Below are 22,312 nucleotides of genomic sequence, written 5' to 3' on the forward strand. Positions count from 1 at the left end.
TCTCCGGGCGTATATGGGCCAAAGTGGTGCAGAAATGTGCACCGGGGCTACAAGGGCCCAGTTCAAGAAGGACATTCCGGCGGCCTTAAGGCAGCCGCGCCGCCGCCGGACGCCCATTCAGGCGACCCGACGGCGGCGCGGCCACCGAAAGCGGTGCAGAAATGCAAAGCCCGACGGGCTGCAGAGATTACTCGTAGACGTGCGGCGCCAGGGTGCCCACGAAGTCCAGGTTGCGGTACTTTTCGGCATAGTCCAGGCCGTAGCCCACCACGAACTCGTTGGGGATGTCGTAGCCGACGTACTTGACGTCGATCTCCACCTTGGCGGCCGTCGGCTTGCGGAATGCCGTGCAGACTTCGACGGAGGCGGTGCCGCGGGACTCCAGGTTGGTCTTGAGCCAGGAGAGCGTGAGACCGGAATCGATGATGTCCTCGACGATGAGCACGTCCTTGCCCATGAGGTCGGTGTCGAGGTCCTTGAGGATACGGACCACGCCGGAGGACTGTGTGCCGGAGCCGTAGGAGGAAACGGCCATCCAGTCCATCGACACGTGGCTGTGGAGGGCACGCGCGAGGTCGGCCATGACCATGACCGCACCCTTCAGCACGCCGACGATGAGGAGTTCGCGGCCTTCATAGTCCTTGTCGATCTCCGCCGCGAGTTCAGTGATGCGCTGTTGGATCTGTTCTTTGGTGTAGAGAACGTGCTTGAGGTCTGCCTGGACGTCTGATGAATCCACCAAATGCTCCTGTGTAGATGCGGGTGCCGGGATGCGGGTGCGGCTATGAACGGATCGGTTTGTGAGGCCGGAATACTAGCTTCCCACAGCGGGCGCCCCCTCGGGGAACCCCAGCCTCGCCCGTGGCCGGCCCGCTGGGGGCTTCTGCAAGCAGCTGCGCCAGCGAAAGGCGGTACACGCTCACTCCGCCGGGCAATTCCACCGGGCCCGCCGAGCCCTTCCGCCGCAGCAGGGCCTCGGCAGCGAGCAGCCGCTGGTAGCTGGGCTGTTGACCACCGACGTCGGCCGCCGCCTTCGCGATCACCCGGAACCTGATGGCCGGGGGCAGTCCCGTCAGGGCTTCTTCGGGCAGGCTGACGTCCCGGCCGGACCGCTCCGCGAGCGTGGCAAAAGCGCTGTCCGCCACCTCATCCAGGTAGTCCGCGTCGAGTTGGAGGATGGCCGCAGTCCGCGCGAGGGACTCCGCGACTCCGGGGCCGAGTTTCTCCTCGAGCAGGGGCATGACCTCCACCCGGGTGCGCGAGCGCGCAAAGGAAGGGTCGGCATTGGTGGGGTCGTGCCACGGATCGAGTTCCTCGGCCCGGCAGATTTCCAGGGTGTCTGCCCTCCGCAGTCCGAGGAAGGGCCGCAGCAGTTTCCCCCGCGCCGGCCTCATGCCGGCCAAGGACCTGGTCCCGGAGCCGCGGGCAAGACCCAGCAGAACCTGCTCGGCCTGGTCATCGAGCGTATGCCCAAGAAGAACCGCGTCCGCCTCCCACTCCGCCGCGGCCGCTTCCAGTGCCGCGTGCCTCGCATCCCGGGCTGCAGCCTCCGGCCCGAATCCGCTCGCCGCAACGTCTACCGCGCGCACCAGTACCGGGTTGAGGCCGAGTTCCTTGAGTGTTTCGGCAGTACGGGCCGCCACGTCCGCGGAGCCTGGCTGCAGCTGGTGGTCCACCACCACGGCGCCCACCGCCACAGCGTGGCCGTCCACGTGGCCGCGGCGTGCGAAGTAGGCAGCCACGGCAGCCAGCGCCAGCGAATCAGGCCCGCCGCTGCAGGCCACGAGCACCCGCTCCGGATAGCCTGCCTGGGCCAAAGCGTCCTGCAACATTTTCCGCGCGGTGCCGACGACCGGCGCCAAGCGCCCGGGCCGCCGTCGTCCGCTTCGCAGTGGCTCGCCGCTTCGCAGTGCCTCGCTTCTGGACGGCTCTCCGCCGGGGGCCGGTCCGCCCGAAACACCCTGCACGGAAATTAGAGCCCCATCCTGTCGAGCCAGATTTTGGCGTCGTGGATTTCCGGTTCGGTGGGGAGGTTCCCGGCGGCGTCCCAGACGCGGTTGAAGCCGTCCATCCCGGCGACTTCCACCACGGCGCGGACGAACTTGGCGCCGTCGCTGTACTGGCGCATCTTGGCATCCAGTCCCAGCAGGTTGCGGATGAATTTCTCGATGACGCCGCGGTCCTTCCCGCGTTCGTTGAAGCGCTGCCGGATGGTCTTCACGGACGGGACGATGCTGGCGTCCACCTCGTCCATCACCACGTTGGCGTGCCCTTCCAGCAGGCTCATCACTGCCGTGAGGTGGGACAGCGCAGCCTTTTCCTCGGGTTTCTGCAGGAGATCGAGGATCGCGCCCCTGCCGGGTGTGGTGTCACCCGACGCCGTGCGGTCCTTCAGGGACCGGGCTGCCGCGGACGCCCGCTCCATCAGCGAGTCGACGTTGCCGAGGAGATGGCTGCTGAGGTTGTCGATTTCGTTGAGCATGTGGTGCCGCAGCCAGGGCGCCGCGGCAAACTGCACACGGTGCGTCTGTTCGTGCAGGCAGACCCAGAGCCGGAAATCCTCCGGCGTCACATTGAGCTCCCGCTCCACGGAGATGATGTTCGGCGCTACGAGCAGCAGCCGGCCGCCCGACGGCGCGGTGGAACCTTCGGCGAGCGCGGCGAAGGGATCGTACTGGCCCAGGACCTTGCTGGAAAGGAACGCCAGCACCGCGCCGAGCTGGCTGCCGGTGATGGCGCCGCTGACGCTGGCGGCACCGGGGCTGATGGTGCCCTTGCGGTTCTCCAGCATCCGCTCCATGGCGGGCTTGAGCATGACGGCGAAGCTTTGGGTGTTTGCTCTGGCCCAGGAGGCCCGGTCAACGACGAGGACGGAGGAATCCCTGAGATCCCGGGCAGCATCCAGGCCGGTGATGTGGTGCACGTGCGCAACCGACGCATCAGCAGCCCCGCGCAGCTGGTCAACGGCTTCGCCGATTTCTTGGGCGCTGAGGGACGGGCCGGGGGGAGTCAGCCGGGCGGCGGCGGACGCGGCCAGCTCCCAGTTGATCAGGGACTGGGCGGAGGTCTGGCCTGCGGCCGAGGTCTTACCTGCTGTTGGCTCCATACGCTCCATCACACCACACGCTTCCGGCACAGCGCCTTAAGTTCGCCGACCGGCGAACAGCAAGCGGGCACCGCGGAAAGCGGCTGCTCGCCGTCGGCAGCGAAGCCTAGCTGCAGCCGCAGGCCGCGAGCACAGTGGCCGAGGCGTCCAGCGCGGGCTTGTTGCCCGCCGCACCCGGTGTCAGATCGTTGCCGATGAAGGAGAACACCAGCAGCCTTCCGTCTGCATCCACCACATACCCGCTCAGCGCGATGACGGTGTTCAGGGTTCCGGTTTTGGCGCGGACCAGCCCCGCGCCCTCGGCGCTGGAATCGTCGACGTACCTGTCGCCCAGTGTCCCCGTGAGGCCGGCCACGGGGAAGCCTTCAAGGGCGGCCCGCAGCCGGGTGTCCGGCCCGGACGTGATGGCACGCACCACTTCGGCAAACTGGCGGGCGGAGACCTGGTTGGCGAGGGCCAAGCCGGAAACATCGGCCACCGTCATGCCGCTCGTGGGGATGCCGAGGTCCGTGAGTTGCCGCAGCACGGCAGCCGTGGCGCCCTCGTTGCTTCCCGGCTCGCCGGCAGCCACCGCGGCCATCCGCCCCAAAGTTTCGGCGAGGTAATTGTCCGAGTCCCGCAGCATAAGGTCCACCTGCTGGCTGACCGTTGCCGACTCCACGTGGCCCAGCACCGCGGCGTCCGCTGCCGGTTTCCCTTCCAGGCGTCCGACGCCGGCACCCACCTTGAGGCCCGCGGCGGCACCTGCCGCTTTGAGTTGGGCAGCGAATGCCTCCCCCGCAAGGATGGCGGCGTCCTGCGGGCGGGGGCCGGTGGTGACGGCGGGATCGAAGCGGGCCGCATTCAACGCCAGCGGGAAGAGCGGCGCCGCCTCCCCGGCGGCGACATCATCCGGGTTCCACGCCGGGTTAAGGGAAGGTCCCGTGAACAGGGAGTCGTCCACGAGCACCTGCACCGGCCCGGCGAAGCCCTCCTTGCGCAGCGACTCGGCGGTCAGTTTGGCAAGCGTGCCAAGCCCGGCATGGCCCAGGACCTTGTCCTCGGCGGACTCGCCAGCGCCAAGGAGGACGTCCCCGCCGCCCACCAGCACAACGGTCCGTGACGCGCCGCCTGCGGGCCCGGATGCGGGCCCCGCGACGGCTTTGGTGGCGAACCGCGAATCCGGCCCGATCGCCCGCAGCGCCGCGACGGCCGTCAGCAGCTTCATATTCGAGGCGGGGACCCGGTTGGCCATTCCGCCCCGGTCGAACAGCACCTTGCCGGTGGCGGCGTCTTGGACAACCCCGGTAAAGCTGCCGCCGCCGTCGGTCCTGAGGACCGGGTCCAGCCTGGCGGCCACCTCGGCAGGCACCGGGACGGGAGCCGTAGTGCTCAACGGGCCGATGCCCTGGGGAACTGACAGCCACTCAGGCTCGAGCTGCCATCGAGGGGTCTCCGACGGCCTTGGAGCGGATTGGGCCGCACCGCTCAGGCCCGGGGCAATCAGCATGCCGGCAGGAAGGGCCAGGGCGGCAAGAAGCACAGTGAGAAGCAGGCTGGGCCAAGCCCGCACCAGCGCATGGAACGCCCGCACCAGCGTATGGAACAGTGCACGGAACTGCCCGATTAGTCTTTCGCGGCCCGTTGCCGTGCCCGTGGTGCCCCTCATGCTGTTGGTCCTCAAAGTTCTGAAATTACCCCACTAGTTCCTGAAACCTGGGACTCTCGCTATATCCTCAATAGTAGTCGGCGGCAAATGACTGTCCTATTTTGTTGAACGTCTGTGTGCCGCGAACACCCAGCAATTGTCAGGAGCCATTCCATGAAGCATGACGTGACCATCGAGATCCCCAAGGGATCGCGCGTCAAGTACGAAGTCGACCACGAGACCGGCCGAGTCCGCCTGGACCGCGTCCTCTTCACGTCCATGCAGTACCCCACGCACTACGGTTTCTTCGAGAACACCCTCGGCGAAGACGGCGATCCGCTGGACGCACTGGTGCTCCTGCAGGACTTCGACCTGATCCCGGGCGTCATCGTTGAAGCCCGTCCCATCGGCGTCTTCAACATGACCGATGACGGCGGCGGGGACGCCAAGGTCCTCTGCGTGCCGGCCGATCCCCGGTTCGACCACATCCAGGAAGTCAGCGATGTCAACGAGTTCCTGATCAAGGAAATCGAGCACTTCTTCACCCGCTACAAGGACCTGGAGCCCGGCAAGTGGGTCAAGGCCGAGGGCTGGGCCGACCGCGCCGCGGCCGAGGCCGAGCTCGAAGCTTCCATCAAGCGTTACGTGCCCGCGGCCCACTGACGCCGCCCGGGCAAGGGCCCACGCCGCCCGGATTCCCTGGCCGAGCGCAGCGAGGTTAGGGAGGCGGTGGCGAGGGTGCGGTTCGTTGAACCGCACCCTCCCTTTTCGCGTTTTCCAGCTCTTGCCTCCGAGCTACCACCGGGTAGTCTGATGTCCACCATGTTCACGCTGACTATCAACCAAACAGACAGCCGGCGCGACGGCGACCGGGTCCCGCACCTCCTCAAGGACCTCCGGCATATCCCGGCGCGCCTGGACTTCGACCGTTCCGTGGAGGACGAGGTACAGGGCATCCTGGACTGCCCGCATCAGACCGTGGAAGCCGCCATGATCGCACTGCGGTGCGGCAGCTGGTACGTGGGAATCGGCGTAGGGCCCGTGAACGAGCCGCTGCCGAACCAGATCAAGGACGCCTCCGGGCACGGGCTGGTCTATGCGCGCCGCGCAGTGGACCGGCTCCACAACAGCAAGGACCGGATTCCCGTGGCTGTCGAGGGGCCGCTGATGGATCTTGCCGCGGAAGCCGAGTCGGTGCTCCGCATTCTGGGCCATATTGTCCGTGACAGGAGCGAGGCCGAATGGCGGGTCCTGGACCTGCTGACCCCCGGTGTCCGCGGCCAGCAAAAGGCGGTGGCTGCGGAACTGGGCATCACATCCCAGGCCGTCAGCAAGGCCGTGGCACGCTCCCAGTGGAACGAGGAGCACGCCGCCCGGCCCGCCGCGGCCCGGCTGCTCTCCCTCATACTCGACGTGCGCTAGCGGTTTTCACGCAGGCGCCACAGCACCCCGGCGTTACAGCAGGCTGCGCAGAACGAGTGCCGCGCCGTCGTCGTACACGGACTTGGTGACCTCATCTGCGACGGCGACCACCTCTTCCGGAGCTTGGCCCATCGCGACGCCGCGGCCCGCCCAGGTGAGCATCTCGATATCGTTGCGGCCGTCGCCGATGGCCACCGTGCTGGACGGCTCCATGCCGAGCCTGCTCCGCAGGTTCTCAAGGGCACTGGCCTTCGTGACACCGGCCGCGGCGATGTCCAGCCAGGCGGTCCAGCCCACCGAATAGGTGACGCCGGCGAGGCCGATGTGCTGGATGGCCTCGTTGAATTCCTCCGGGGTGTTCTCCGTGCTGAACACCACTACACGGACGGCTGTGGCTTCAAGCATGGTCTGGAAGTCGACGCCGACGGCCTCGACGCCGAAGCTCGCGTCCTGGAAGCGTTCCGTGGAGAGAAAGTTGCCGTCTGCGTCCTCCAGTGCGTATTTGGCCGTGGGAAGACGCTTGCGGAGGGCGCGGAGGGCCGGGCCGGGATCGAACGTGGCCTTGTGGATAATTTCGTAACCGTCCGGCAGTTCAGGGTGCAGCCGCAGGGTGACGCCGCCGTTACAGCAGACGGCGTAGCCGCGGTCCATGCCGATCTGCTCAATCACCGGCAGGGTGGCGTTGAGCGAACGTCCCGTGGCGATCATGACCTCGTGGCCTGCCGCCACCACGGCCTGGGCGGCTTCACGGACGGGGGCGGACATGTGGCCGTCGTGGTCCACGAGGGTGCCGTCCACATCCAGGGCAATCATGAGCTTCTGTGCGGTTTCCCGCCGGTCTTCGGTTTCTCGCTGGTCTTCGATGCCAGCGGCTGAGGATTCAGTCAATGTAGTCATGCCTATTAGTAGACCAGACGCCCCTGACACCCTGCTAGGACTCAGGCCACAGCGCGCATGAACACCGGGTAAATATTCACAGGCTCGTCCCCAGTGTGAGTGTTTACCCAGGTGCCACACGCCACTCCCTGCCACATGCCGCTCCCGGCTGCAGGCGGGTCCTGGCTACAGGACGGGCAGGACCTGGAGTCCGCCGAGGTACTTCTGCAGCGCCGCGGGCACGTTCACCGAGCCGTCCGGGTTCTGGTGGTGTTCCAGGATGGCGACAATCCAGCGGGTGGTGGCCAGGGTGCCGTTGAGCGTGGCCACCGGACGGGTGCCCTTCGGTGCGCCGTCCTCATTCAGGACGCGTTCACGGATGTTCAGGCGGCGGGCCTGGAACGTGGTGCAGTTGGAGGTGGAGGTGAGCTCACGGTAGGCGCCCTGTGTGGGGACCCAGGCTTCGCAGTCGAACTTGCGGGCAGCGGACATGCCGAGGTCGCCGGCTGCGGTGTCGATCACGCGGTACGGAAGCTCGCACTTGGCCAGCATTTCCTCTTCCCAGGCGAGCAGTCGCTCGTGTTCCGCGGCGGCCTCTTCAACGGTGGTGTAGATGAACATCTCCACCTTGTTGAACTGGTGCACGCGGATGATGCCGCGGGTGTCCTTGCCGTGCGACCCGGCTTCGCGGCGGTAGCAGGAGCTCTGGCCGGCGAAACGGATGGGACCTGCCGTGAGGTCCAGGATCTCGTCCGCGTGGTACCCCGCCAGGGGCACCTCCGAGGTACCCACAAGGTACAGGTCGTCTTCGGCGAGACGGTAGATCTCGGCATCGTGCTTTACGTCGAAGCCCGTGCCCTGCATGGTTTCGGGGCGCACGAGGGTGGGGGTGATCATGGGGATGAAGCCGGCCTCGATGGCCTGGTCCATTGCCATCTGCAGCAGGGCCATTTCCAGCCGGGCGCCGACGCCGCGGAGGAAGTAGAACCGTGCACCGGAGACCTTGGCGCCGCGCTCCATGTCGATGGCGCCGATCAGCTCACCGATTTCCAGGTGGTCCCGCGGCTCGAAGTCGGGGAACTCGCGCGGGGTGCCGACCCTCTTGACCACCACGTAGTCGTCCTCGCCGCCCGCGGGCACGCCGTCCTCGATGAGGTTGGGGATGGTGCGCAGCAGTTCTTCCTGCTTGGCCTGCGCGGCGTCCGCTTCGGCGGAAGCGGCCTTGACGGCACCGGCAAGCTCCCTGACCTCAGCGAGCAGCGCCTGCTTTTCCTCGCCCTTGGCCTGGGCCACCTTCTTACCGAACACGTTCTGTTCCGCACGGAGGTTTTCAAAACGGATCAAGGCCGAGCGGCGGGCTGCGTCCGCATCGATGATCGCGTCCACCACGGTTTCGTCCGCCCCACGGGCACGCTGGCTGGAGCGGTACTTGTCCGGATTTTCGCTGAGGTCTTTTACGTCGATCACCACACAAGAGTATCGAATGCGGAGGGCAGGCCGCGGCGAGGTCCGGCGGGATAGTGTTGAAGCACCATGAGCGACCTGTTTCTGTACGTCCTGATCGTTGGAGCCCTGGCATTCGCCGTCTCCAGCTGGTGGGGCGTGCGCAGCCTCAAGGCGCTGCACGCGCGGAGCGCGGTACGGGAGGATCCACACGCCCATGGCCTGGAACGCCAACGGGTTGCAGTGGTTTTGAACCCCATCAAAGCGAAATCCGCCGAGGCCCGCGCCGGCATCCAGTCCGCCTGCCTCACGGCCGGATGGGAGGCCCCGCGGTTCTTTGAAACGACGGCGGAAGACCCCGGCCACTCACAGGTCCGGGCGGCGCTGGAATACGGGGCCGACGTCGTCCTCGTGTGCGGCGGCGACGGCACAGTGCGCGTGGTGGCCGAGTCCCTCGCCCATACCAACGTCGCAATGGGCCTGATCCCCCTTGGCACCGGAAACCTGCTGGCACGCAACGTGGACCTGGATCTGTATGACCTCCGGGGCAACATCCAGACGGCGCTCTTCGGGCATCAGCGCTACATCGACACGGCACGGATGGCCATCGAGAACGCCCAGACCGGCCGGACATCGAAACATGCCTTCCTGGTGATTGCGGGCATCGGCATGGACGCCGAGGTGGTGGGCGATACGAACGACGGCCTCAAACGGGCGGTGGGCTGGCTCGCCTACACCGAGGCCGGAGTACGTCATCTGCAGGGGCGCAGGAAGAAAGTATCGATCTCGCTGGACGGCCAGCCCGAACAGTCCCGCAAGATCCGCAGTGTCCTGTTTGCCAATTGCGGACTCGTCCCGGGCGGCATCGACCTGATTCCCCAGGCCATGATCGACGACGGGATGCTTGACGTGGTGGTCATGAGCCCGCGGAGCGCCGTGGGGTGGCTGGCGATGTACGCCAAGATCCTGTTCAAGCACAAGCGGCACCTGCCCGTGATGAGCGTGTACCGTTCCGGCAGGGTGGTCATCAAGTGCCCGGAGCCCATGCCCACCCAGCTGGACGGCGACATCACAGGGGAAGCCACTAAGGTCACGGTTCAGGTAGATCCCAGATCACTGCTCATCAGGGTCAGGGCACTGCCCGGCTTCGGCGCGGGTGGCGTGGCCTAGGCGGACTTGGCGGTACCAGTTTGCTTGGCGGCCTCTGCGGCTTTGGCTGCGGCACGGGCCTCGGACTGCTCGCGGATCATGGCCTGCTCCTCTTCAAAGCGCAGGCGGTCGGCCCGGTCCGCGTCGTCTCCGTCCCAGTCCTGGTTCTCTGCGGTCGGTTTGGGATTGACGATCATTCCCTGGCCGTCGTTGTCGGTTCTGGCGTTATCTGACACGACCCGCTCCCTTCGTTTGGGCCACCCCCCCTGTTGATCAGGCAAGCATACGCACAGTCCTAGGGGCAGGGAAGTACCGCCAGCGGCATTTGTCTACGCTGTGGGCGAAGCATTCGCGGCCATTCCTGACCCCAGAGTTTCCGCAGCCAGAATTTCTCCGACCCAAGCATGCGCAGCACGGAATGCTTCGTCGGACGTGTGCGGTTCCACCACCGGGCTTTGTTCGTCTGCCCGCCCATACGATCCCAGGAACCGCGTGGCCGGGCTGATGCGGTGCAGCCCGGCGAGGGCGTCCGCCACACGGGCGTCCGCGACGTGGCCATCGGCGTCGATGCTGAAGAAATAGTGGCCAAGGTACTGACCCGTGGGGCGGGATTCGATGCGGCTGAGGTTCACGCCGCGGGTGGCGAACTGGTCGAGGATCTCCATGAGCGCGCCGGGGCGGTCTTCGGGCAGCGGCACAACCACGGTGGTCTTGTCGGCTCCGGTCCGGGCCGGCAGGACGCCGGGGCGGCTGACGAGGACAAAGCGGGTGACTGCCCCAGGATTGTCCCCGATGTTTTCGGCCAGCACCCGGAGCCCGGGCTGTTCCGCCGCGACGATCGGGGCGCAAATCGCTGCATCGTAGTGAGCGTCGTCCTCCAGCAGTTCCATCGCCGCTGCGGCGGTGGAGGAGGCAGGAATATATTCAGCACCGTGAATATTCGCATCGACCCACAGGCGGCACTGGGCCCAGGCATGGCCGTGGGTGGAGACCCGCCGGATCTGCGTGATATCGACGCCGGGGCGGGCCACCAGCACGAAGCTGATGGGGACCAGCGCCTCGCGGATGATTCGCAGTTCCTGGCCGCTGGCGATGGCGTCGAGCGTGGCCGTCACCCCGCCTTCGACCGAGTTTTCGATCGGGACCATGGCGGCGTCGGCCGAACCGTCGCGCACCTTGTCCAGCGCCGTGTTGACGTTGGAAGACGGTATCCGGATGGCTGTGGCCGCGCCCGGAACCTGCATAAGCGCCGCCTCCGTGAACGTGCCTTCTGGGCCAAGGAAGGTGTAGGTGGGGCGAGGGGCGGGCATCAGTATTCCTTCTAGGTTATGAATGAAAGGCATGGCCGTACCGCAGGGCAGGGGATGTCCGGGCACCAGGGAACTACGGCGTCAGTAAGGATCAGAGAACCACGGGCTTGAGGCCGTTGTCCGAGACCAGCGGCTTGCCGGACTCGAGCCACTGGTCCATGCCGCCGGCCACATTGACGGCCGAGTAGCCTTGGCCCACCAGCCACTGGGCAGCGCGGAAGGACCGTCCGCCCGTGCGGCAGATGACGTAGAGATCCTCGTCAGGGTCCAGATCATCAAGTCGGCTGGGCAGCTGATCCAGGGGAATGTGCACGGCGCCCTCGGCGTGCCCGGCCGCCCACTCGTAGTCTTCACGCACGTCCAGTATGGCTGCGTCCGCCGGAACGTCGTTGACGGTGACAGTTTCGTAGTCGCTCATGGAAGTCCTCTCCTTGGCCGCAAGCTCTCAGCACCAGCGTATCGCCAGCGGGCGGGGCCGCGCCCCTTGGGCGGCACGTTAGGCTTCTTGAATGCCCACCTGAGGACTGCTTCCCGATGCTCTTGACAACGGCGGATCAGGCTGGGCTGCGCATCGCCCGAAGGCCGAGTACGATCAGCCAAGCGAGCATGCTCAGGTTGAATGGTCCGGCCAGAAAGCTCAGGCCAGCGAAGATCCCGGACGATGCGGCAGCGATGCCGAGCACGCCGGTGAACACGCCCCAATAGCCGAACCACGGTGGTGCGCCTAAGTCGCGCAGGAATCCCATTCCTGCCATAATCGCGCCGAGCCCCGACACACCGAAGGCGAGCACCGACGAGGACGAGGCCACCGCCCAGAGTGCGTCGCCGGCGACACTGTCCGACGCGCCCGACGCGGCCATCGGCCGGATGATGCCGTCGTAAAGACCGATCACGAGCAGGTTCTCCACGAGATGGATCGCGGCCGCCAGCGCCAGCTCCCCTGCGCCGACGGCGACCAACGCCGAGCGGTGTCCATACCGGGCCATCAGCCACCAGGAAAATCCGGTGAGGATGACCATTGCAAGAATGAGGACCCAGGCTCCCGCGATGGCGCGATCGATGCTCACTACCCGTTCGGCCAGATCCGCCGCGGAGTGGTGGGCTTCGGGCATCTCCGCCCCGGTGAACCAGAGAGCGAGGCCGACTATCGCCGCGGCAGCGAAGCCGGTTGCGGCGAGGCCGCCCCAGCGCGCGAACCCTGCGGACTTCATGCTCGCATGCTACGGCAGGCCCCTCGACCGACACCAGATTCCTGTGGACAGATACGATGCCCTGGCCCGGCTAGGGCGGACATATCCAGGAAAGCGCACTCCGGAAAGCTCAATTCGGAGGCAATACCATGGGTAAGTCACACCCCAGCCCGGCTACGGCACTAGACTGCCAGCCACTGACAGAGCAACCGGGTAAGACTTACAGACCATGCACGAAGCGAGCACCCTTGACTGAGATCCACTGCCTCTCCGCCGTCCGTCTCAGGGACGCGCTGCGGTCCGGCGACCTCTCGGCGCGGGAGGCCACGGACCACTTCCTGCGGCGGATCGAGGCCGCGAATCCCCGGCTGGGCGCCTTCATCACAGTCACTGCGGATAGGGCCATGGCCGAATCTGCTGCTGCGGACGAGAGGCACGCACGGCTTCCTGTCCAAGACCTTCCCGCACTCCATGGCGTTCCGGTTGCCTATAAGGACCTGACGGACGTGGCAGGAGTGGTCACCACACACGGCAGCGCCGCCCTGGACCAGCGTCCTGCCCCGGTGGACGGCGCCCTCGCGGCAGCCCTGAAGGCCTCCGGAACCATCTCGCTCGGCAAGACCCAGGTCCCGGAGTTCGGGCTCACGGCCTACAGCGAGAACCGCATCGCCCCGCCGTCGCGCAATCCGCACGCCCTGAGCCGCGGCTCGGGCGGCTCATCCGGCGGCAGCGCCGCGGCCGTGGCCGCAGGACTCCTGCCGTTCGCGCCGGGATCCGATGGCGGAGGCTCCGTGCGGATTCCCGCTGCCGCCTGCGGGCTGCTGGGGCTCAAACCCGGACGCGGCCTGGTTCCCGCCGGGGAGAGCAGCGGCGATCCGGCAGGGCTGGTGGTCGCCGGACCGCTGGCGCGCACCGCCGCGGATGCGGCGCTCCTGCTAGATGCGCTGACCAGGGAGGCTGAGGGCAGTGTGGGAGACATGGGGCCTGTTGGCTCCGGATACCTTGATGCCGCCGGGGAGCTCCCGCCCAGGCTGCGGATCGGCCTGAGCCTGGACAGCCCGTGGTCCGGCATCTTTCCGTTCACACCGGAGCCCGAAGCGCTTGATGCGCTGGCCGTCGGCGTCCGGCTCCTAACGGGGGCCGGGCACGACGTCGTCGAAACGACCATCCGTTACGACAACCGCTATCCGGATGCCTTCACCACCGCTTGGACCGCCGGCGTCGGAGCGGCGCGGATACCACCGCAGCGCGAGGCATTGCTGACCCCGCTGACGCGCACTTTCCGGCGCCGGGCACAGCAGCGGAGTGCCGCAAAACTGAATGAATCGCTGGCCTTCCTGCGCCAGTTCCAGCGGGACACCGTGACGCAGTTCGCGGCTTGGGATCTGATCCTGACGCCGTCGCTCGCCCAGACGCCACGTCCGGTGGGCTGGTTCACGGGTTCCGCACACGGGGACGGCCACTGGCCGGTGTCGGAATGGGCAGGAGATGCCGACGGTGACTACCGGAAGCAGTGCGAGTTCGCTCCCTGGTCATCCATGGTGAACGTCTGCGGCCTGCCTGCCATCAGCATCCCGGTGCACTGGACGGGCACTGGCGGCGGACTTCCCATGGGCATTCAGCTGATCGGCCCGATGGGATCCGAGGCGCTGCTCCTGCAGGTTGCGGCGCAACTCGGGTACTAGCCTGCCTCGCCACGCAAAGACGGTCAGGCGTACGCTGGCCGGATGACCCCAGCCCCACGCCTCCAGGTCGAGCAGCGCCTGTACGTCCCCTCGCCCGGCGAGGAATCCGACGTCGAACTTCTGCCGGCAGGGGATGTCACCGAAGGTGTGCTGCGGGTGGGCGGAACGGTCCGCCGGCCGCACCAGCCGCAAAGCTACGCGGTGGCTGACTATCTGGATTGGCTGGAGAACGCCGGTTTCGAAGGCTCCCCCCGGTTCCTGGGCCGTGACCCGCCCGGCCGGGACGTCCTTACTTTCCTGCCGGGTGACTGCGCCGGCGCCGTGCCTGAACAGTGGGTGCAGCCAGAGGAACTGCTGGTCTCCGTGGCCCGTTTGGTGCGCCGGCTGCACGCCGCTTCGGCCGGCTTCGTCCCTGCCGCCCACCCGTTTCCGCCGCGTCCCCTGCCCGCGGACCATGAAGAGCAGGACGGGCTTGTCTGCCATCTGGATGTGACCCCGCAGAACGTCGTGGTCCGCGGAGGCCTGGCAGTGGGGCTGGTCGACTTTGACCTCGCCGGCCCCGCCACCGGCTTCATGGACTCCTTCAACGCGGCCATGCACTGGGTGCCGCTGCGTGACCCGGCCGACTCGTGGCCGGGGTGGGAGACGGTGGACCCGTTTAGGCGGCTGCGCGTTTTCGCCGACGCCTACGGCTGGACCGAAGAAGAACGACGGCGGCTGCCGGAGTTCGGCGCGGATGCCGCCCTCCTTTCGTATCACCGCATGGAGCACCGCGCCCGCACCCTCGGCGGCGGCTGGGCACGGATGTGGGCCGAAGGCGCAGGGGGCAAGATCCAACGCCGGCGTGCCTGGCTTGAGGCCAACGGCAGCCGCCTCATCCGGGCCCTGACAGACTGACCGGCTCAGGCCGGCCTGGTCACCAGCGCGGCGTCGTGGCCCGGATCCGCGGCTGGCGGCGGCGTGTCGCTAAACACCCGGTAGCCGAGATCGGCGTCGTAGCCGTGGACTTCCCGGGTATCGAGGGCGGCCATGAATGCCAGCGCGTTGGCGGTAATCACCTGGCCCGGCACCAGAATGGGGAAACCCGGCGGGTACGGCGTGACGAAGCCGGCAGACACCACTTCCTTACCGGAGGCGACCATGCGCGCCAGCTCATCCGGGCCAACGTATTCGGTTGCCCCCGGCTTGTACGTCTCGAAATACGCCGCCCGAAGGTTGCCGTCCGGCGTCAGGTCGTCGTTTCGGAAGCGGCGGGCAAACCTGCTGAAGTCCGGCAGCGCCGGCGGCGCGCTGCTCAGTGCCCGCACCCGGGCATCGCGGGCACGCCGCCCCCGCGGCCCGAGCGTCCTCTGTTCGGCGTCAAAGGATTCGGCGAGCTTGACCAGCACCTCCACCAGGTAGGCCACGGCGCTGCGTGACGTCCCGATGTTGGTCATGAAAAGCACGCTGTTGCGCGAGGTTTTGTTGACCTGGATCCCGTATTTGTCCATCAGGTGATCGTGTTTGAACGTGTCGCCGTCGATCCCCGTCAGCGCGATGTTGAGTGTCAGCCGGCTGGGATCGACCACAAATTCGTCCCTCCGCCACGCCTCATCAAGCACCGACAGGCCCTGGCTCAGCGGCATGGAGCAATCCGTTTCCCTGTATGCGGCCGGGATGAGCTCCCGCGAGCCGAGGACGCGGAAGTACTTCTTCAGCAAGGGGTTCCGCGCCACCGCCTGGGCAATGCTGACCGCGAGGTCCGCCTGTTTCTGGACCAGCCCGAACCCTTCCAGCTCCACCTGGCGCCGCCCGATGTCCAGCGAGGCCAGGATCTGGTAGTTCGGCGACGTGGAGGTGTGGGTCATGTACGCCTCACGGAATGCCTCTTCGTTAAGATGCTCGAAGTCCTGGTCGAACACATGGACCATGGACCCCTGCCGCAGGGACGTGAGGGTCTTGTGCGTCGATTGGGTGGCATAGACGCGCAGGCGGGCGCGGGCGGGATCCGGGATGAGCCGTGTCCGCAGCCACACCTCGTCGTCGGCCAACTCACCGGTTTCCGGATCCCTGAGTGCTTCGGCCTGCTCGGCGTGCCGCAGCACAAAGTCGGGGTCCCGGAACCGAGCCTCAAGCTTCCGCGCGGCCGCCATCGCCGTCCGGCGCCGGTACACCGGGTGGAACCCGGCGAACGCGAACCATGCCTCATCCCAGAGGAACACCAGGTCCGGCTTGATGGCCAGGCACTCCTCCATGACCCGTTCGGGGTCGTAGACGATTCCGTCGAAGGTGCAGTTGGTCAGGGTGATCATCTTGACGTCGTCCAGGCGCCCCGCCCGCCGGTAGTCAAGAAGCATCTTCTTGATGCTGGCAAGCGGCACTGCCCCGTAAAAGGAGTGCTGGTCCAGGGGGTACGCGTCGAGGTAGGCCACTTGGGCGCCGGAGAGCATGAGGGCGTAGTGGTGGGACTTGTGGCAGTTGCGGTCCACCAGGACCACATCACCGGGTGCCACGATCGACTGGTGGACGATCTTGTTCGCCGTGGACGTCCCGTTGGTGACAAAGTACGTCTTTTCCGCCCCGAATGCCCTGGCAGCGAGCGTCTGGGCATCCTTGATGGAACCGTGGGGGTCCAGCAGTGAGTCGAGCCCGCCGGAGGTGGCCGAGGTTTCGGCCAGCAGCAGATTCAGCCCGTAAAAGTCCACCATGTCCTTGGTCCAGGGCGAGCTGCCCACGGAGCCGCCACGGGAGATGGGGAGCGCGTGGAACACACTGGCCGGACGCTGGCTGTACTCCTGCAGGGCGGTGAAAAAGGGCGTGTCGAAGCGCTGGGTGACTCCGGCCAGCAGGGAAAGATGAAGGTCCAGGCGGTCCTCGCGCCTGAAGATCCTCGCGAACGGGCGCGTCAGTGATCCGGCCAGGCCTTCGATGCCGACACCGGCCACCAGGTAGATGTCCAGCTCCGGCCGCAGTTCGGCGATGCTCTCGGCGAGCCGGAGGATCCGGTCGATCGGACGCAGCCCCTCCAGTCCGTCGTCGACGTACCGGCCAAGGAACGTTTTCAGGTCAGATCCCAGCGGCCCGTCAGCCCTGATCCCCAGTCCGGGCCGGAGAACGCAGGCCTGGATGTCCGGGTTGATGAGGACTGCCACGAGGGCATCCTCAAAGGAAGGCACAACATTGACGTCATAGCTGAAGGCGTCCGCCGGCCGGCGCTGCTCCAGCATGCCTTTCTTCAGCGTCTCCGCGTCCAGTTCCGTGATGTCATCCACCACCAGCACCTCAAACCGTGGCCGCTCATCCGGCACTGCGGAGGATTCCTGGGCCGCGCCGTCGGCATGGGCGTGGTGTTCCTGCCCCTGCCTGGATAGTTCCGGTCCCGTCCCGGTGCGGCAGCGGGCCTGCTTGACTGCTTCCACCAGCTTCAGGGCCTCGCCGTACGCTTCGGCGTCGATGCAGCTGCGCAGGCGCCCCATGGTCTCCGTCCCGGGCAAGGCCCAAAACTTCTCGATGGAGCCGAGCAGCCCAAGGGCCCGGCGGACCTGGCTTTTCAGCCCGCTTTGCTTCCCAAGCGGCGGTGCCGCCGCCGCAAGCTGCTTCATGGCGTACCCGAGGAATTCCCAGGCATCAGCCCGTACGCGCCAGGCCCGGCTCGGCGTACCAATTTCAGGTCCGAGACCGGATGCCGGGGAGGCGCCGTCGTTGTTCATATCTTGAGTTCTCATGCTTTCTCGTAGTGCGGGTGATGTGGCGAGTGGTCTGTTAGGGGAATCCCTAGGGCGTCTTCTGCAGGCTCGGAGCCGCCGAGGCGGCCTGACGTATCCGCCGGCGCGACGAGTACCAGCCGAGGCACAGCAGTGGAATGAGGACCAGAAGGGATGCCAGCACCCACCGGCCGGTTTCGGAGAAGCCCATCGTCACCAGGACGAAGGCCAGGAAACCGAGGGTGAGGTAGGACGTGTAGGGCGCGCCGAAAAGCCGGAACGAGGGGCGCTGTGCTTTCCCCTGCTTCACCCATTTCTGCAGTTTGATGTGGCAGAGCATGATGGTGCCCCAACCGCCGATGATGCCGACGGCGGATATCTCCAACACGATTTCGAAGACGTGCGAGGGCACCAGGGCGTTAAGGCCGACGCCGATCAGCGTGATGACGGCGGTCAGCAGGATTCCGCCATAGGGCACGCCGTTCCGGCTCATCCGGGCCGTGAACACCGGAGCGGAGCCGTGGACTGCCATGGACCGCAGAATCCGGCCAGTGGAGTACAGTCCGGCGTTCAAGCTGGAGAGTGCGGCGGTCAGGACGACGAAGTTCATGACCGACGCCGAGACTGCCCCGGCCTCCGCGGACCCCAGATGGGAGAAGAAGGTCACGAAGGGCGATTCGCCGGCCTTGTAGGCGGTGAAGGGAAGCAGCATGGACAGCAGCAGCACAGATCCGACGTAGAAGATGGCGATCCGGACTACCACGGTGTTGACGGCCTTGGGCATGACTTTCTCCGGCGCTGCTGTTTCCCCGGCGGCGGTGCCCACCAGTTCAATGGCAGCGTAGGCGAACACCACGCCGCTGATGGCCAGCAGCGGCGCTACCGCGCCAGTCGGGAAAAGCCCGCCGTTGTCCAGGATGACCCCGAATCCCGGTGTTCCGACGTCGGTTTTTCCGCCCAGCACGATGAAGCACACTCCGACAATGAGGAAGGCGACGAGAGCCGCCACCTTGGTCAAGGCAAACCAGAATTCCATCTCGCCGAAGACCTTGACCGAGACCAGATTCAGTCCGAGCACTACAACCAGGGCCACCAGGGCAATGAGCCACTGCGGGACGTCCCGGACGGGCTCCCAGTAGGGAGCCCAGAACTTCACGTACAGGGCCACGGCCGTCACGTCCACGATGGAGGTCATGGCCCAGTTGAGGAAATACAGCCACCCTGCCGTGTGGGCCATCTTTTCGCCGTAGAACTCCCGGGCGTAGGAAACAAAAGACCCCGACGACGGCCGGTACAGCACGAGCTCCCCGAGCGCGCGCAGGATAAGGAACGCAAAGAAGCCGCAGATGGCATAGACCAGGATCAGCGCGGGTCCCGAGCCGTTCAGCCGGCCGCCGGCGCCCATGAACAGGCCGGTGCCGATGGCACCGCCGATGGCGATCATCTGAATCTGCCGGGGCTTGAGGGTCTTGTGGTAGCCGGTTTCTTCCGTGGAGAAGTCCTGAGCGGCCGCCATCCGGTCGCCCAGCAACTCCCGGCCGTTTTCAAGGGCGTCTGCGGGGTCTAACGTCGTGTCTGACTCTGTGGTTTTCATGGCAATCCCAAATTGTGTTGGCGGAGACGAGGCTGCGGCAGTCCGCTCCCAGGCAGGTGAAAGTCCCAGGCAGGTGAAAGTACAGCCACGGACGGCAGGTCCGATGGCTGCAGTGTTGGGTGGGTGCACTGCCCGGTTTAAAGCCGCTCAGTAAAGGCACGGGCGGTCAGCCCAGTCGGCTAACGCACATCCGCTGGCTGAGGGGGTCGAACGCTGTCCTAACGCATTTCCGGCGACTCCGGAGGCGAAGCTTTCACTGTGGGGTCTCCTTTGACTCCTGTATCGCCGGGCTCCTCGCAACGAGGCCAGCAATGAAATGACGGTGAATGATGGTGAAGTGTTCCTGTCGATAACCAGCGCGGCGCTGCGCCGGGGCGACGGTATCCAACTCTAGATCCCGGGCGATAAATTTAGCTTGGCTGCCCTGACAAATTCACGAATTCAGAATTGTGCCCGGCGCCAACTTTGCCGGAACCAGGGACGAGTATTGTTCATGGCTGTGGCATCCGCCATGACAACTTCAATGAAGAAGGGCCTGAACGCTGCGTGAAATCTGAGGAACTCGACGGAGGCGCCGCCAGTGTCACGCTCAGCGACATTCTTGAAGACATCGGCGTGGACAACGGCCAGTTGCTGATAGCGCCGTCGTCCACCAACGAAAGAGTCAGCGAAACCGTCATCCTGGATGCCGAGGACCAGGACTCTGTCCGGCCCGGGGCGCTGGTCCTGCTCATCGGTGCGCGAGGGCGCGCTGCCCTGCCGAAAATCCGGGAGCTGATCCGGGACAACCCGGTGGCGATTGCCGTCAAGGGCGCGGAATCTGATCTTGATGCTGTCCAGGAACTCCTTCGTCCGACCGGAATCGGCCTCATTGCGATTTCGAGGTCGGCGCGGTGGGACCAGATTGAAAGCATTGCGATCGACCGGATCCGGGAATCGCTCCCTTCGGAGGACGCGTCAACGCTCATCCAGCGGGACCTGTTCGGCATCGCGCAGACAACCGCAACGCTGACTCACGGCCACGTTGTCATTGAAGATCCCGCGAACAGGGTCCTGGCCTACTCCCCCGCATCCAACGACGTGGATGAACTGCGCAGGCTGTCCATCCTGGCGAGGCGCGGCCCGGAGCGATACCAAAAGCTGCTCAAGGAGTCCGGTGTCTACAAGCACCTGCAGGCCGGCGAGGGGCCGATCCACATCCCGGCAAACCCGGACGAAGGCCTCCGCGAGCGCGTCGCCATAGCCATCCATGCCGGCAGAAGGGTTCTGGGCTACATCTGGCTTCAGGAAGGAACCGAACGCCTGGCGCCGAACACGGACCGGATCCTCATCGGATCCGCCCGGCATGCGGCGATAGAGCTGGTGCGGCACCGCAACGAACAGTCGCAGTCCATGCGCCGGGACCGCGTTTCAAGCCTTTTGAGCGGCACCGCCCAGATCCATTCGCAGGCACAGTCGGCCGGGCTCGATCCCGCCAGGCCCGCGGCCCTGGTCCTGGTGTCGTCAGGCGGGGCCAACCAGGGTGCCCCCGGCATGCAGCTGCAGCGGGGAGAACTGGCAAACCTCATCTCGATTCACGCCGCTGCATACCGGCCCGGCGCCATAGTGGGCGCATTGGGACTCGAAACAGCGATCATCCTGCCCGACCTCGACCCCATAAAGTCACCCGCGGCGATCAGCCGGCTGGTCAACGTCATCGTCAGGGACGCGGAGGCCCACCTGGACCTGGAAGTCCAGGCGGCCATTGGGCCGGTGGTTGACCGGCTGGACCGCCTGCACACCTCGCTCGAGCATGTCCGGAATGTCCTGAAGGTCCTTGAAGCCACACCCTCGATGCGGGTTGCCGCATTCAGCGAGGTGGAAACCACCGTCCTCGTCAACGAGTTGCTGGAGCTTATCGGCTCCAACGACCGTCTCCGGCACAAGGGGATAGCCCTGCTGTGTGAACGGTACCCGGAATTCGCCGTCACCCTACTGGCCTACCTGGAGTCCTTCGGCGACGTGAACCGGTGCGCTGAACAGCTGCTGATTCACCGGAACACCGTCCATTACCGGCTCCGCCGCTCCTGTGAGGTGGCCGGAATTGACCTTCAGGATCCAGGCCAGCGGCTGCTCGCCCACCTCCAAATCCGGTTGTGGACGGAAACCCAGCAGCGGCAGCAGCAGCCCTTCACCCCTTAACGGCCTGAAACACCAGCAACTGCCCGAAACACCAGCATTTGGCCAAGCGCCGCCATCCAGCCAAGCACGAACACCATTCGCCAACAGCCGGCACCATTGCCGTGCCCTGAAACAGAAGAGAACCCTCCGCCATGGACATCCAAAACCTCCTTGACGACATCGCCGGCTCGGTCACACCCCACATTGGCCAGGGTGAGGTGGCCGGCTATATCCCCGAACTCGGAGCGGTGAGCGCCGGCCAGTTCGGAATTTCGGTGGCCACCGGTGACGGCGAGGTGTTTTCGTCAGGTGACGCTGACGTGCCGTTCTCGATCCAAAGCATCTCGAAGGTGTTTGCCCTCGCGCTGGTGCTCGCCGGGGACGGCGACAGGATCTGGAAGCGGGTCTTCCGGGAGCCGTCCGGCAATCCGTTCAACTCGCTGGTCCAGCTGGAGCATGAAGACGGAATACCGCGCAATCCGTTCATCAACGCCGGAGCGCTCGTGGTCACCGACAGGCTCCTGAGCATCGCCGACAACCCCCATACGGCTGTCCGCGATCTGCTCCGGACCGAAAGCGGCAACGGTTCCATCGGCATCGATGCGGTAGTGGCCGAATCCGAGGCCAGGAACAACAACAGGAACGCGTCGCTGGCGCACTTCCTGGCCAGCTGCGGCAACCTGGACAATCCGGTGGAAGACGTTCTCGACGCGTACGTCAGCCAGTGTTCCCTCGCCATGAGCTGCGCTGATCTGGCCGTGGCCAGCAGCTTCCTTGCCCGCAACGGACTGGCTGCCGATGGCAGCGCGGTGCTCTCCCCGGCCCAGACCAAGCGCATCAATGCCGTGATGCTTACGTGCGGCACCTACGATGCTGCCGGCGAATTCGCCTACCGGGTGGGTCTTCCGGGCAAGAGCGGGGTGGGCGGTGGAATCATCGCGGTAGTGCCCAACAACTGCACCATCTGTGTCTGGAGCCCTGGGCTGGGCCGCTCAGGGAATTCCGTGGCAGGAGTCGCCGCCCTGGACGAGTTCACCACCCGCACCGGCTGGTCTATCTTCTAGCGG

The 22,312-nt window shown here is 66.1% G+C and carries 19 protein-coding genes; 7 read left to right on the forward strand and 12 right to left on the reverse strand.

What is annotated here, in order from left to right:
* Positions 1–187: 187 nt before the first annotated feature.
* The 4 genes from hpt to dacB all read right to left on the reverse strand — a co-directional run bounded on the left by hpt (position 188) and on the right by dacB (position 4,754).
* Positions 188–739 carry a hypoxanthine phosphoribosyltransferase gene (gene hpt, locus AC5RUM_RS02755; protein ID WP_205655128.1) on the reverse strand — a complete coding sequence of 184 codons (552 nt, stop codon included), beginning with the start codon at positions 737–739 and terminating at the stop codon, positions 188–190.
* A gap of 43 nt (positions 740–782) precedes the next feature.
* Positions 783–1,832 carry a tRNA lysidine(34) synthetase TilS gene (gene tilS / locus AC5RUM_RS02760; RefSeq protein WP_494033487.1) on the reverse strand — a complete coding sequence of 350 codons (1,050 nt, stop codon included), beginning with the start codon at positions 1,830–1,832 and terminating at the stop codon, positions 783–785.
* Positions 1,833–1,972: 140 nt separating this feature from the next.
* Positions 1,973–3,115, reverse strand: coding sequence for a zinc-dependent metalloprotease (locus AC5RUM_RS02765; protein WP_494033488.1), 1,143 nt, complete (start codon positions 3,113–3,115; stop codon positions 1,973–1,975).
* Positions 3,116–3,212: 97 nt separating this feature from the next.
* Positions 3,213–4,754, reverse strand: coding sequence for a D-alanyl-D-alanine carboxypeptidase/D-alanyl-D-alanine endopeptidase (gene dacB / locus AC5RUM_RS02770; RefSeq protein ID WP_494033489.1), 1,542 nt, complete (start codon positions 4,752–4,754; stop codon positions 3,213–3,215).
* Positions 4,755–4,907: 153 nt separating this feature from the next.
* Between dacB and AC5RUM_RS02775 the strand changes: the two genes are divergently transcribed.
* Together AC5RUM_RS02775 and AC5RUM_RS02780 are read left to right on the forward strand one after the other, a co-directional pair.
* Complete coding sequence (locus AC5RUM_RS02775; protein ID WP_307099078.1) at positions 4,908–5,396, forward strand: inorganic diphosphatase; 489 nt, start codon at positions 4,908–4,910, stop codon at positions 5,394–5,396.
* Positions 5,397–5,555: 159 nt separating this feature from the next.
* On the forward strand, positions 5,556–6,155 hold the full coding sequence (locus AC5RUM_RS02780) for a hypothetical protein (RefSeq protein WP_494033490.1): 600 nt from the start codon (positions 5,556–5,558) through the stop codon (positions 6,153–6,155).
* A 33-nt stretch (positions 6,156–6,188) separates the two neighbouring features.
* On the opposite strand, the gene AC5RUM_RS02785 is transcribed toward AC5RUM_RS02780, so the two are convergent.
* Positions 6,189–7,052, reverse strand: a complete 864-nt coding sequence (locus AC5RUM_RS02785; RefSeq protein WP_494033491.1) for an HAD family hydrolase — start codon at positions 7,050–7,052, stop codon at positions 6,189–6,191.
* 165 nt (positions 7,053–7,217) lie between these two features.
* A complete protein-coding gene (serS, locus tag AC5RUM_RS02790) occupies positions 7,218–8,498 on the reverse strand; it encodes a serine--tRNA ligase (protein ID WP_494033492.1) in 1,281 nt (426 codons plus the stop codon).
* A 66-nt stretch (positions 8,499–8,564) separates the two neighbouring features.
* Between serS and AC5RUM_RS02795 the strand changes: the two genes are divergently transcribed.
* Positions 8,565–9,644, forward strand: coding sequence for a diacylglycerol/lipid kinase family protein (locus tag AC5RUM_RS02795; RefSeq protein WP_494033493.1), 1,080 nt, complete (start codon positions 8,565–8,567; stop codon positions 9,642–9,644).
* Here AC5RUM_RS02795 and AC5RUM_RS02800 read toward each other — a convergent pair.
* The 4 genes from AC5RUM_RS02800 to AC5RUM_RS02815 form a co-directional block, all read right to left on the reverse strand.
* Complete coding sequence (locus tag AC5RUM_RS02800; RefSeq protein ID WP_494033873.1) at positions 9,641–9,820, reverse strand: hypothetical protein; 180 nt, start codon at positions 9,818–9,820, stop codon at positions 9,641–9,643. The two genes, AC5RUM_RS02795 and AC5RUM_RS02800, sit on opposite strands and share 4 nt — an antisense overlap.
* A gap of 132 nt (positions 9,821–9,952) precedes the next feature.
* A complete protein-coding gene (gene pheA, locus AC5RUM_RS02805; RefSeq protein ID WP_494033494.1) occupies positions 9,953–10,933 on the reverse strand; it encodes a prephenate dehydratase in 981 nt (326 codons plus the stop codon).
* Positions 10,934–11,024: 91 nt separating this feature from the next.
* Positions 11,025–11,351, reverse strand: coding sequence for a rhodanese-like domain-containing protein (locus AC5RUM_RS02810; RefSeq protein ID WP_494033495.1), 327 nt, complete (start codon positions 11,349–11,351; stop codon positions 11,025–11,027).
* A 136-nt stretch (positions 11,352–11,487) separates the two neighbouring features.
* Positions 11,488–12,144, reverse strand: a complete 657-nt coding sequence (locus tag AC5RUM_RS02815; protein ID WP_494033496.1) for a hypothetical protein — start codon at positions 12,142–12,144, stop codon at positions 11,488–11,490.
* Positions 12,145–12,371: 227 nt separating this feature from the next.
* On the opposite strand from AC5RUM_RS02815, the gene AC5RUM_RS02820 reads away from it, so the two are divergent.
* On the forward strand, positions 12,372–13,808 hold the full coding sequence (locus tag AC5RUM_RS02820) for an amidase (RefSeq protein WP_494033497.1): 1,437 nt from the start codon (positions 12,372–12,374) through the stop codon (positions 13,806–13,808).
* A 42-nt stretch (positions 13,809–13,850) separates the two neighbouring features.
* Positions 13,851–14,705, forward strand: a complete 855-nt coding sequence (locus AC5RUM_RS02825) for an aminoglycoside phosphotransferase/kinase family protein (protein ID WP_494033498.1) — start codon at positions 13,851–13,853, stop codon at positions 14,703–14,705.
* Between the two features lie 5 nt (positions 14,706–14,710).
* On the opposite strand, the gene AC5RUM_RS02830 is transcribed toward AC5RUM_RS02825, so the two are convergent.
* Positions 14,711–17,512 carry an aminotransferase class I/II-fold pyridoxal phosphate-dependent enzyme gene (locus AC5RUM_RS02830; RefSeq protein ID WP_494033499.1) on the reverse strand — a complete coding sequence of 934 codons (2,802 nt, stop codon included), beginning with the start codon at positions 17,510–17,512 and terminating at the stop codon, positions 14,711–14,713.
* A 49-nt stretch (positions 17,513–17,561) separates the two neighbouring features.
* Positions 17,562–19,007 carry an amino acid permease gene (locus AC5RUM_RS02835; RefSeq protein WP_494033874.1) on the reverse strand — a complete coding sequence of 482 codons (1,446 nt, stop codon included), beginning with the start codon at positions 19,005–19,007 and terminating at the stop codon, positions 17,562–17,564.
* Between the two features lie 624 nt (positions 19,008–19,631).
* On the opposite strand from AC5RUM_RS02835, the gene AC5RUM_RS02840 reads away from it, so the two are divergent.
* Both AC5RUM_RS02840 and AC5RUM_RS02845 read left to right on the forward strand, forming a co-directional pair.
* Positions 19,632–21,266, forward strand: coding sequence for a PucR family transcriptional regulator (locus AC5RUM_RS02840; RefSeq protein ID WP_494033500.1), 1,635 nt, complete (start codon positions 19,632–19,634; stop codon positions 21,264–21,266).
* A gap of 131 nt (positions 21,267–21,397) precedes the next feature.
* A complete protein-coding gene (locus AC5RUM_RS02845; RefSeq protein ID WP_494033501.1) occupies positions 21,398–22,309 on the forward strand; it encodes a glutaminase in 912 nt (303 codons plus the stop codon).
* Positions 22,310–22,312 lie beyond the last annotated feature (3 nt).

The organism is Arthrobacter sp. B2060 (assembly GCF_059090445.1).

Coding starts and splice junctions, on each gene's coding strand:
- tilS (WP_494033487.1), bottom strand. CDS start 1,832: ATGTTGCAGGACGCTTTGGCCCAGGCAGGCTATCCGGAGCGGGTGCTC.
- AC5RUM_RS02765 (WP_494033488.1), bottom strand. CDS start 3,115: ATGGAGCGTATGGAGCCAACAGCAGGTAAGACCTCGGCCGCAGGCCAG.
- dacB (WP_494033489.1), bottom strand. CDS start 4,754: ATGAGGGGCACCACGGGCACGGCAACGGGCCGCGAAAGACTAATCGGG.
- AC5RUM_RS02775 (WP_307099078.1), top strand. CDS start 4,908: ATGAAGCATGACGTGACCATCGAGATCCCCAAGGGATCGCGCGTCAAG.
- AC5RUM_RS02780 (WP_494033490.1), top strand. CDS start 5,556: ATGTTCACGCTGACTATCAACCAAACAGACAGCCGGCGCGACGGCGAC.
- AC5RUM_RS02785 (WP_494033491.1), bottom strand. CDS start 7,052: ATGACTACATTGACTGAATCCTCAGCCGCTGGCATCGAAGACCAGCGA.
- AC5RUM_RS02795 (WP_494033493.1), top strand. CDS start 8,565: ATGAGCGACCTGTTTCTGTACGTCCTGATCGTTGGAGCCCTGGCATTC.
- AC5RUM_RS02800 (WP_494033873.1), bottom strand. CDS start 9,820: ATGATCGTCAATCCCAAACCGACCGCAGAGAACCAGGACTGGGACGGA.
- pheA (WP_494033494.1), bottom strand. CDS start 10,933: ATGCCCGCCCCTCGCCCCACCTACACCTTCCTTGGCCCAGAAGGCACG.
- AC5RUM_RS02810 (WP_494033495.1), bottom strand. CDS start 11,351: ATGAGCGACTACGAAACTGTCACCGTCAACGACGTTCCGGCGGACGCA.
- AC5RUM_RS02815 (WP_494033496.1), bottom strand. CDS start 12,144: ATGAAGTCCGCAGGGTTCGCGCGCTGGGGCGGCCTCGCCGCAACCGGC.
- AC5RUM_RS02825 (WP_494033498.1), top strand. CDS start 13,851: ATGACCCCAGCCCCACGCCTCCAGGTCGAGCAGCGCCTGTACGTCCCC.
- AC5RUM_RS02830 (WP_494033499.1), bottom strand. CDS start 17,512: ATGAGAACTCAAGATATGAACAACGACGGCGCCTCCCCGGCATCCGGT.
- AC5RUM_RS02835 (WP_494033874.1), bottom strand. CDS start 19,007: ATGGCGGCCGCTCAGGACTTCTCCACGGAAGAAACCGGCTACCACAAG.
- AC5RUM_RS02845 (WP_494033501.1), top strand. CDS start 21,398: ATGGACATCCAAAACCTCCTTGACGACATCGCCGGCTCGGTCACACCC.